The following is an 11,577-nucleotide window of genomic DNA, read 5'->3' as shown; positions in this document are numbered from 1 at the left end:
ATTAGGATAAGTTTATAACAAAATAACGTCCAGAATCCGTTGGGGATTAGGAAAACTATGCGGATGGTGCTTAAAGCCTTTCTTTACAATCACCGTAATATCTCCACCGGCATCCCTTACTTTCTTCTCAAATTCCTGTACGGTATATAGAGGCACAGCCTCATCTTCATCTGCACACAAAATAAGGATTGGATAACCACCAGACACGATTTCGGGCACTTTATCTGTTGGGCTATTATTAAATTCTTTGATAGAAGCAATATCCGGCAGGTTATACACTTTCATTAAATCGCGGGATACTTCATTGGGTTCACGATCGCCAAAATACCGGCAATCCAACAACGGATTATCCACGTAAACCGCAGCTATCTTATCCGGATTGACTGCCGCCCAATTCAATGCGTATAGTGCTCCGCGGCTCATGCCTTCCAACACCACTTTTTGAGATAATCCGCCTTTATGCAGCAGGTTGTAAAATGCATTCCAGTTGGCAATACATTCATCATTACCCACCAAGCCACTTTGATCGCAATATACCAGATGATAACCTCTTTCAAGCAACGCGATATCCGTCTGCGGTTCATGTCCCCAAAAGCGGGCACGCCATATCCAGGGATGATCTTTTCTCGCATTTCTTGGCTTAACGACTTTGCAATCGCGCCCCTTCATTTTAAAATCGGCGCAGGCATATCCGGCAAAGTTACTAACCGAATAGTCTATTTTCTCAGAGTCAAGAGTTGTGAAGATATCAAATGAGGGATCTAAAGGAAGTATTAACTGATCGTACATTCGCTGCGCCAGAATAGCTGCCCCTTCTTCGTTCGGATGAATCTGATCGGGCACCAGTTCGGGGCGATCAACCAATAAGGGGTACATATCCAGTACTTCCACATTTTCCTTATAAGCAGCCTCACGCAAACGTGGAGTTACTTCATTGCGGGAAACGGGATCATAAATTCCATCCTGATCCGTTACAAAGAATGCTGTTGGAAGCATTAAAATAACCCGCGGCTTGGTTGGAAGTTCTTTAAAAGAACGGATCATCTGCCGGGCATCTTCTTCGAGGTTGGCATAATACGGACGATTGATGGCTTTGGCATCATTCCCTCCCAGATCAATAAAAACGATGTCGGGTTTACTATGTAATGCCTTTTGGTATGCTTCCGTATTCTTATAAGGAGAGTTACCATTGCTTAGCATAGTTGTTCCCCCGATTCCGTAGTTCTCTACTTCATAGTCAGAACCAAGCAGGGTCTGCAATTGCCCCGGAAAGGAGAACTCCTGCCGGTTTTGGACACCTGCACCTTCGGTTATACTTGCTCCGATGCAAACGACTTTTGTCTTTACAGGACTACAAGCCGAAAGTAGAAGCAAGATAACGCCATAAATAATTTGTTTCATAATTTACAGTCCGGTTTATTATTTTTTCTGAGGCATTTTAAATTCCAAAGGCTTTTGATTCTTCAACATTTTCGATGCTTCACCGGTAAGCCATAGATAATGATCGGACGGCTGGCCATCATTGTCGGCAAACTTAGCAATTTTACTTACCGGGGGGTTATTGCTTACTTTAAATATAGCGGTACCTTCGTTTACTTCATCAAACATGGCGACATAAATCATGGTTGCCCCGGCATTAATGGCGGTTGTTAGTTGTTGCCAGTAGAATCGCCCACCCTGACGTGGGATAGAACCTACAGGTTTGATATCATCCGGGAACTCAAAGCGACTCAGATTATGCCAGGTAAAACCGGGAGTTACACAAGGCACATAATCTATGCCAGCCTCTTTACACCATTTTATATCACCAATAATAACATCACGGTAGCGATCCATATCATTGTGAAGCAGAGGAGTGAAGCGTTGTACCATCCATGGCAGTACAATATCGGCTGCTCTGATGATATCATGTAAATAAGGGTCGGAGATACAATCGGAATTCAGTTCACGCCAGAAAGTAGGCACACCAACCATAATAGCGCATCCGCCATAAACGGGATCGTTTTTCAGGAAGTCCATAAAGCGTTCAATACCAATGTTGCGGATGTTATATGGACGGTCAGGGAAACCAATTCCCCAGATGGCGACTAAGGGTTTACCATTATGGTGCAGATAGGTGTTCTTACCACCTTTCGGATTGGTTACTTTCAATGAATCAACCAGATACTTCCAGTCTTCAATCAATCGGGAGCAATCTTCTCCCTGTCCCCTCAAACCAGACAGGTCGTACATTACAGCAATGGCTCTTTCGTTTTTGACCGAAGCCTCTAAAGCGTTCTTTAAAACGATATTCCGTTCGCTACCTGGACGTGCTGCTCCGAAGAAGCGTTGCATAAAGACGCCATCAAGTCCGTATTCTTTCATCCATTTAAAGTGAAGTTCTACGGTACTTTTATCTCTGGAAGTAAAAAAACGGGCGGTTGATCCATCGGCCAACTTCAGCCCTGTTGGGTAGGTATCTTTATACTCACTGACATCGGGCCACATGTCAATCCGGATATTATTTTCATCGGGATACATGACTCCATTTTTCGGTGCATCAAACCAACCTTGGTAACCGGCCATGATAAGTCCCTTATAGGTAGGGTACAATGTGGATGATGCATGTTTTGTTTGTGCAACAAGCATGGATGCACAGAAAAGGAGCGATAAAAAAAGAATCTTCTTCATGATATAACTTAGGGTTTAATAATATTCATAAGCAAAGAAAACCCCACCCAATTAATAAAAGGGATAAAAAACGGTTAATATGAAGAGGATTATTCAATTAATGCGGAAAAAAGGGAATTATTTATATCATTGCGTTCTTTTTTTTCGTTAATTTCGCAATCATATAACACTATTCTATTACAACATGAGAACTAAAAAGACTTTTGGAATACTATTATTACTTCTTTGTATCATAAACTTTGTTAGCTGTAGCGATGATGACCAGGAGAACATCCCCGATCTTAGCGGTGATTTGTTTGCTGTTGAAGTAATTCATGGAATAGATGCCGAGCAAAAAGAATTGATAACAACAGATTTGCAAAACAATCTTCCGGTTCCTACAGGTGGTGGCTATTTTATAGATTTTAAAAGTGAGATGATTGCAAAAAGCTCTTCTGGTGTATGTACGATTGTTGACTCCAATTCCAATCCAATAACTACCGGAAGTATATTTGTAGAAGAAGATGCTTCTTCTCAGCTTCCTTCAAAGCTTCCCGACTCTTATAAACTCGCATTGCCCAAGAATCAAATCACTAGTTTTACGAAATGGTCATTTGAATTTAAAGGTATAAAACATACATACGATATCATCCTGGAAAAATACGGCATGCAACGCTATTCGGATGTTCGTCCATGGCTTTATGAAGATCTAACCGAACATTATAAGAAAAAATTCCCCAATGCAGGAGTAAAAGGAGTGGTGCGTGTACAGGTCCTAACCTATCAACCAAAGGTACAAGTAAAATAAACCCATCTCAGACGAATGTTATTTTAGCTGAATGACCAAACCATTACGGATTGGAGTTGTTTTATAAGAACTAATCATTATAAAACAAAGATCATGAAAGCGATTACATCAGATAAGCTCACTATAATTGGAGCTGCAGGTATGATTGGGTCTAACATGGCACAATCGGCTATTTTAATGGGATTATCTTCCAACATTTGTTTATATGACCCTTATGCGAAAGGACTGAAGGGTGTTGCCGAGGAATTGTTGCAGTGCGGGTTTAGTGGTGTAAATATAACCTATACGGACGATATTAAAGAAGCGCTGAAAGGAAGCAAATACATTGTCAACTCAGGAGGCGCTGCACGTAAAGAGGGGATGACACGCGAGGACCTTTTGAAAGGGAATGCTGAAATCGCCATCCAATTTGGGAAAGATGTTAAGGCATACTGTCCGGATGTAAAACACATTGTAGTCATTTTCAATCCGGCGGATATAACCGGATTATTGGTACTCTTGTATTCAGGTCTGAAACCTTCGCAGGTAACCACCTTGGCCGCACTGGATAGCACTCGATTGCGGAATGAATTGTCCAAACACTTCCATATTCATCCCGACAAAATTGAAAACTGTAGAACCTATGGCGGACATGGTGAGCAGATGGCTGTATTTTCTTCTACTGCTAAAGTAGATGGCAAGCCGTTGAATGAGATAATTGGCACATCTGCTCTTACAGATTCACAATGGGAAGATATTAAACTAAAAGTTGTTCAAGGTGGGAAAAACATCATCGAACTTCGCGGACGTTCTTCTTTCCAGAGTCCGGCATATTTATCTATAGAAATGATACGAGCAGCAATGGGAGGCGAGAACTTTGACTGGCCCGTAGGAACTTATGTGTCTAACAATGAGTTTAATCATATTATGATGGCTATGGAAACCACACTGGACAAAACCGGAGTTCATTACAAAAGTATTAAAGGAACAAAGGAAGAGCACGAGGCACTGCGCCAAAGCTACAAACACCTTTGCGACTTAAGAGATGAACTAATCAGTTCGGAGGTAATTCCTGCTATTCATGAATGGAAGGATATAAATAGTCATTTATAGAAACTCTCGTTACACACATGTTAGCCCCTTCCTTTCAAGGGTCTAAACCGTACGGTTGGTATGCCTAGGGCATCTCACTGGTATGCCTAGGCTATACCAGTGAGATGCCCTAGGCATAATTTCACACCTGCACAGCCCTTCTCTGTTTCATTCAATCAGAATGAAGCCAGCCCATTTTTCCGGTTCTTCCCAGTACTTCTCTTTAAGTATATTTTGAGCTTTAGAGAATGCAGTTTTTATATCCATTCCACCTGCCCCTAAACGTAAAAGGTCCGGATGTTTTATGTTTTTGATCCGACCATTTACTATAAATGGTCGGATGATTTATAGTCGATGGTCCGAACCTTTCTCTCTTCTTCTTCATGTTTATTCCTTTACCCATTTCATTGGCATCAGTTGGCTATAATCATTTTTTTACATTGAGAGGTGTGTTTTGCATAATGAATAAAAAGACGTATCAGGCCGACATATATATGATATTTTATATTCATTTCTAAATTATCAGACCAAAATGATACATGGAAAATGATTAATTGTATATTTGCATCTTATGCAAATACAGACGAAAAACCTCTTCCAAAAGCTGTGACTTAAATCATGAATAAAAACAAGCTACGAACCGGAATAAAAATCGGTTCACTGGGATTATTATTATTTTTCTCCACCATTTGTTCTGCTCAGGAAACAACAAGCGAACAAACAGAATTGACGAACTCGCAGAATTCTTCATCAAACATTATATCCCGAATAAGTGTAGACATCCGCCCCAGCTATATCTTCCCAACAAACGACTTTCTGAAAGGTCACAACCAAAGCGGGGAACATCTTAATAATTCTTCTTCCGGACACCTGCGATATAGTTTCCAGTTTAAGCCCAATACTTCTGTCGACCAAATATATAACAGCCCCTATCAGGGTATCGGTTTGGCGCGTTATTCTTTCAAGAATAGAGAAGAGATTGGCTCTCCCGTAGCACTCTATGTATTTCAAGGCGCTCGCATTGCCCGGCTCCATCCCAAACTTTCACTCAATTATGAGTGGAATTTCGGACTATCATTTGGCTGGGAACCATATGGCGAAGATAATGGCTTCAATGTAATTATCGGATCAAAGACCAATGCTTACCTCCATACTAATTTATATTTGAACTGGATGCTAAACAATCAGGTCGACCTGACCGCAGGCGTCGGACTCAGTCATTTCTCCAATGGAAACACCAACTTCCCTAATGCCGGACTAAACACACTCGATTTCAGGATTGGATTGGTGTACAACATCAACAGAGAAGAGAAAACCCTTACCCGCCCCTTGTATTGTCATCCCATACCTGAGTTTAAGCGCCACATCAGCTATGACTTAGTCTTATTTGGTTCCTGGAGACGTAAAGGAATTATCACAGAAGACAGCCAGGTTGCGCTAGACGATAAGTTTACAGTGTTGGGATTCAACTTCAATCCGATGTATAACATGGGATATAAATTCCGTGTAGGTGCATCACTTGATGGTGTTTATGATGAAAGTGCCAATATACGTCATAATAATGAGGAGTATTATTCGGGGGCCTCGGACAAGGAATATATCAAACCATCGCTTAGCGCACAGCTTGCTTTGGGCGTTTCCGGACGAGTGGAATATGTTATGCCTTATTTTACAGTGGGCGTAGGAGTAGGAGTTAATGCATTACATCGGGGCGGTGACTTCAAAGCGATCTATCAGATACTGGCACTCAAAGCCGAAATCACCCGAAACTCGTTTCTCCATATCGGATATAGCCTCAACGATTTCCATAACCCTAACTATTTAATGTTAGGGATAGGATACCGGTTTAATAATAAAGCGCCTTGCACGCATCGGAAGAGGTGATGACGTCACAGACAAATGTAAGGAAAACGCACTACCCAAAAAATATTTCAAAACACGTTCATCAAGCAAAACCTATTGTTTTGCCCCCTTTACAGTACTCCCTGGGGCTATTTTTTACGTTTGCAGCAAAGTGCATCTTGTGTTTGCAGCAAACATGAACTTGCGTTTGCTGCAAACGTAAGTCGTTGTTTGCTGCAAACGCAAATCATTGTTTCGAAGGGTTTCAACAGTGTAAATAATAGTAACCAATCTTAATACCCCGGATTCTGTATCAACAGTTCGTTCTTATTCATTTCATCCAGTAAGATCGGAAGCAAATAAACCTTATTATTCCACGACCTATCCTGAACCTCAGTTACGGTATACGTAGGTTGCGTACTTCCATACGGATAACGAATATCAATACCTTGCGCATTCTTAAGTACATCCGGTGCAATCATCCAACGACGGATATCAAAGAAGCGGTGACCTTCATATGACAATTCAATTCTCCGTTCATTACGATAACGTTCTTTCAAGGTGGCACCTGTTTCATTGGTGGGAACATTGGGCATACCCGCTCTCTCACGAATAAAGTTCAGTTTCTTAATTGCTTCGTCCTCTTCTCCCAGTTCCAAACAAGCTTCCACATAATTGAGCACCACTTCGGCATAACGGATTTGGCGGTAAGGATAACTCTGTATTTCGTACTGATGATTAACAGAAGGATCAAGGAACTTACGCATATAATATCCCGTATACGTACCATTCCAGTCTTCGATTGGCCCCTGGCGGGTGTCCAGTCCGGGAGTGTAGGAACCGCTGGCGGTTTCATAAAAGCCGGTTTGTACAATACCCAGAGGATCGGAACCTATCACATCGTCGGGGCGTTGACGCCAGGTGGCTCCGTCATAGAGAATGTTTGCATAGAAGCGGGGATCACGGCCAACATAGGGTTGAGCTTTCTGAGCTGGGTTGCTCCAGTCGAATTTGGTTCCGTCGGCATTTTCGTAAGCGTCGATGTATTGGCCGATGGGCGTGTTGCCGCCCCAGCCGTGGAAACCGTTGGGACTGTTGAAGAGACCGACGCGGGGTTGCTCAAAATTAGCACTACCATGATTCACATAGTCATAATAGGTCAACATGATATCTTCACTGGTTCCGTGATTCAGGAAGATGTTAACGTAATTATCCGTTGCTTCCTGCGGATCGGTATACACTTTTTGACCATACAGTCCATAAACATTTAATTCCATCACATCTTCGGCGGCATCTTTAGCGGCTTGCCAACGAGTACGGCGGTCGCCGCCTGTGTAACTCACGAGTTCGGGATTGGCGTAACCGGGCGACCAGGAAGCGTTTGAGTTAAATAAATCACTGGCAGCATAAAGCAATACTCTCGATTTCAAGGCCAGGGCAGCGCCTTTGCTCGCACGAGCCTTATCGGTAGAAGTGTTCAGAACGCGGGCAGCCTCATCCAGGTCCTTCACTACAAAGTTTACTGTTTCTTCAAGTGTATTCCGGGCTACGAGTAAGTCATCGGATGTGGTATATGATTTTTCAATCAATGGAACACCACCGTGCATGCTCATGAGCCAAAAGTAGAAATAACCCCGCAGATAATGTACTTCGCCTTTCAGACGATCTATTTCATCGCCTTGCAGTTCGTATTTTTCCACATTCTCAAAAAAGCTATTACAACTGCGTATATTCTTATATAGCTTCTCCCAGGAGAGGTTATGATAAGCTCTGATCCAGAAATTAGGAGCAAGGGCACCCACGTAGCTCGGACTGATTTCGCTTTTCAGGATAGGTTGCGTTTCCCACGCCCATACTTCCATGGATTCATCGCACAGGGAAGAGAGCATCAGCGTATGGAAGCCGTAGTGCTGCCCCAGATAGATGTTATTGACAAAGGCGGAGACCAAAGCGGGGTCCGACCATACGGCGGCATCCGAATATTTGTCCAGCGGGTCCACTTTCAGGAAGCTATCGCTGCACGAGGACATAAACAACAAGGTTGACAGAATGAATATACTGATTTTTTTCATGGTATATGTACGTTAAAAGGTTACACTTAGTCCTAGGTTCACAATCTTATTCAGCGGGTGGTTATACCCTCTTTCACTGGTATTCTCTGGATCATAATCTTTCATATCCGGACTGTATGTGAGCAGATTATAGGCACTCACATAAAAACGTACATGTTCTATGTTTACACGTTTGGTGAGCGTTTGAGGCAGTGTATATCCCAATTCAATGTTTTTCAGACGGATGTAATCGCTCTTACGCACCCAGAAGGTATTTTTCTGGTTCACCCAATACTCGTTAGAGCGGTTGTAGGTACGAGGGTAGCTGGCAGTCGGATTATCTTCCGTCCACCGTTTATCATAGAAACTTTTGAGGAAGTTTCCAAAATCGCCCGACTCGGTATCCTGGTAGAACACACCTCCAGCAGCCCCCTGAAAGAGAATGGAAAGGTCGAAGCCTTTGTAGGCCATATCGATATTGAGTCCGCCCGTAAAGGTGGGGTTCTTGCTCTTATCCATACGTACGCGGTCGTTACCGTCGATGATATCATCATCGTTATAATCTTCAAAAATAATATCGCCGGGCCGGGCGCCTGCCCAGTGAGGCATGGAGTTTACGTGATCCCAGTCGCGGAAGATGCCGATAGCTTTATAGTACAGTTGCGCGTCGATGGGGCTACCGGTAGACTGTTGATATTCGGGCACTCCGGAGGCCTCGTCCCAGAAGAGGATTTTGTTTTTGGCATAAACACCATTTATTCCTACTCCCAGAGTGAAATCATTGAATCGTTTGCGGTAGTCAAGACTGAAATCGACGCCCTGGTTTCTTACTTTACCCAAATTCTCGTCGGGCAGCGTAAGGCCGGAGGTTCCCGGAACGGAAGCGTTGCGTTTCCAGAGGATGTCCGAACGTTCGTTATTGAAGTAATCGAACGTGAAAGCCAAATCGCCATCAAGGAATTGAAGATCGATACCGATGTTTTTCTGCGTGGCCTTTTCCCAGGTAACGTTGGCGTTGGGGGCTACGCCTTCTTTTAAGGCCTGATTGTTGGTGCCCCCGCCGTTGGTCATATACATCAGGTCATTGAAATCATACGCCGCCAGATATTGGTATGGATCAATCAGATCATTCCCCGTTTGTCCCCAGGACGCTCTTATTTTGGCAAAGTTAACAATGGGTTTGAGCCTTTCCCAATACTTTTCCTCGGACATGACATATCCCAGGGATACACCGGGGAAGAAGCCGAACTTATTTCCATCGTCGAAAATGTATGATCCTTGATATCTCCATACAAATTCGGCCAGGTATTTGGATTGATAGCTATAATTTACCCTTCCAAAATAGTTGAGACGTGCTTCCTTATAAGCCTTTCCGGTGTTGCTCATTTCGCCCTGTCCACCGGCAAACAACTGGTCGATGGCAGTTGAGAGATAGTATCTACGGAACGCTTCGAAATCATCGCCTCCTCCGGTAATACGTTCAACGCCGGCCATGACATTGATGACGTGGTCTGCCGTAATAGTTTTGTTGTAGTTCAATAAACCACTCAGAAGAATATTATGATTGTCCTCCATGTTCTCGGTCAATCGTGGATCGCTGAATCCTTTTTTCCCTTCTACCAAGATTGGTTCTCCGTTGGTATCCCGAGAAACACCATCCCATGAATAAAGATACCAGGGCGTTTCCCATCTTTTGCGGAAGCGGAAGGTCTTATCCAGCGAAGCCGTTGCTTTTAAGGTTAAGCCATCTACATAAGGCACTTTGACATTTATTCCGAAATCTCCGTTCACCACATAGCGTTTATCTTTGTCATAACCTGTAGCGTCAGTTACGATAACTACCGGATTATCGCCAAACTCAATATCAGGCCCGGGCATACCGTTGGGCCAATAAGCAGGCATATTCGGTTTGGAACGCATGAGCATACGGAAGATATTCTCGGCCGAACGCATGGGGTAGTTACGGTCTTCCATGCGTCCTGATACATTCATGTATACATCCACATGTTTATTGATTTTCCAATCGAGGTTAACGCGCAGGTCATACTGATTGTATGAGGTGGAGCCTTTCTTATAGATGCCGTCCTGAGTTTTGGCAGAAACGCTAACGAAGTAATTCATATTATCCGATCCTCCTTCAATTGTTGCATTGGCACTGGTTTGGGGCGACCATGACCGCAATGTTTCAGCAAACCAATCCGTATTAGGATATGACCAGGGATCGGAACCATCGCGGAACTTCTGAATTTCATCAGGTGTGTAACGTTCAGTCTGTCCGGCGTATTTGTCAATTTCGTTCAACAGTGTGCCATACTCGGCTGAGTTGGCCATTTCGGGTACTTTCGTGGGGCGGGAGTATCCGTGATTGATGGAAAACTTAACGGTTGGTTTACCTTTTTGTCCTCTCTTTGTGGTAATAAGGATAACGCCATTGGCAGCCTGAGCGCCGTAGATAGCCGCAGAAGCATCTTTCATCACGGAGATGGTTTCGATGGAGCTGGGATCGACACGTTCCAGCGAGCGTCCGGGAACCCCGTCGACCACAACCAAGGGTTGGGCTTTGCCAAAGGTGTTGACGCCGCGGACGCGTATGGTTGCATCATCATAACCGGGTTCGCTACTACCGGAAATAGCAACTACACCCGGCATACGTCCAGCCAGACTGTTACTCACATTCATTACCGGAGCTTTTACGATTTCATTGCCTTTGACACTGGTTACGGAGCCGGATAGGGTGGCTTTCTTTTGAACCCCATAGCCCACCACAACTACTTCATCAAGTATTTCTGTGGCTTCTTCCAATACCACCGCCATGTTGCGGCCGAAGAGCGCTTTGAGTTCTTTTGTTTTATAGCCGATAAAGCTGATTTCCAGCACAGCACCGGGCTGTACGGTTAGGTTGAACCCGCCGTCGATATCAGTAATGGTACCGTTCGAGGTGCCTTTTTCCTGTATGCTGGCACCGATAATGGTTTCGCCTGCGGGATCGGTCACTGTACCCGTCACTGCCTGTTGTTGGGCAAAGGCAGAGGTAACCATGAGCATGAAGATAATACAGAGGCAAAATAGCCTCGACCATTCTTTGTAGTTAATCATAAGCATAGTTTTAAAATTAAAAATAAAGGTTATTGTTTTCCTATAGAGACGCACGGCGTG

At 43.7% G+C, this 11,577-nt stretch carries 7 protein-coding genes; 3 read left to right on the top strand and 4 right to left on the bottom strand.

Going from position 1 to position 11,577, the window contains the following annotated elements; translation table 11 throughout:
* Positions 1-12 precede the first annotated feature (12 nt).
* Together D0T87_RS10990 and D0T87_RS10985 are read right to left on the bottom strand one after the other, a co-directional pair.
* Entirely contained in the window at positions 13-1,401 is a 1,389-nt protein-coding gene (locus D0T87_RS10990) for a GDSL-type esterase/lipase family protein (RefSeq protein WP_163175178.1), read from the bottom strand.
* 18 nt (positions 1,402-1,419) lie between these two features.
* Positions 1,420-2,670, bottom strand: coding sequence for a glycoside hydrolase family 71/99-like protein (locus tag D0T87_RS10985; RefSeq protein WP_163175177.1), 1,251 nt, complete (start codon positions 2,668-2,670; stop codon positions 1,420-1,422).
* 184 nt (positions 2,671-2,854) lie between these two features.
* Between D0T87_RS10985 and D0T87_RS10980 the strand changes: the two genes are divergently transcribed.
* The 3 genes from D0T87_RS10980 (at position 2,855) to D0T87_RS10970 (ending at position 6,412) form a co-directional block, all read left to right on the top strand.
* Positions 2,855-3,457, top strand: coding sequence for a hypothetical protein (locus D0T87_RS10980; protein ID WP_163175176.1), 603 nt, complete (start codon positions 2,855-2,857; stop codon positions 3,455-3,457).
* A gap of 93 nt (positions 3,458-3,550) precedes the next feature.
* A complete protein-coding gene (locus D0T87_RS10975; protein ID WP_163175175.1) occupies positions 3,551-4,549 on the top strand; it encodes a malate dehydrogenase in 999 nt (332 codons plus the stop codon).
* A 597-nt stretch (positions 4,550-5,146) separates the two neighbouring features.
* Positions 5,147-6,412, top strand: a complete 1,266-nt coding sequence (locus D0T87_RS10970; protein ID WP_163175174.1) for an acyloxyacyl hydrolase — start codon at positions 5,147-5,149, stop codon at positions 6,410-6,412.
* A 251-nt stretch (positions 6,413-6,663) separates the two neighbouring features.
* Here the strand turns inward: D0T87_RS10970 and D0T87_RS10965 are convergent, their stop codons facing one another.
* Both D0T87_RS10965 and D0T87_RS10960 read right to left on the bottom strand, forming a co-directional pair.
* Entirely contained in the window at positions 6,664-8,442 is a 1,779-nt protein-coding gene (locus tag D0T87_RS10965; protein ID WP_163175173.1) for a RagB/SusD family nutrient uptake outer membrane protein, read from the bottom strand.
* Positions 8,443-8,454: 12 nt separating this feature from the next.
* A complete protein-coding gene (locus D0T87_RS10960) occupies positions 8,455-11,517 on the bottom strand; it encodes a TonB-dependent receptor (RefSeq protein ID WP_163175172.1) in 3,063 nt (1,020 codons plus the stop codon).
* Positions 11,518-11,577 lie beyond the last annotated feature (60 nt).

It is taken from the genome of Bacteroides sp. 51, assembly GCF_010500965.1.
Lineage (GTDB): Bacteria > Bacteroidota > Bacteroidia > Bacteroidales > Bacteroidaceae > Bacteroides.
The sequence above is the reverse complement of the archived record's forward strand: the minus strand, read 5'-3'. Positions and strand labels throughout refer to the sequence as shown.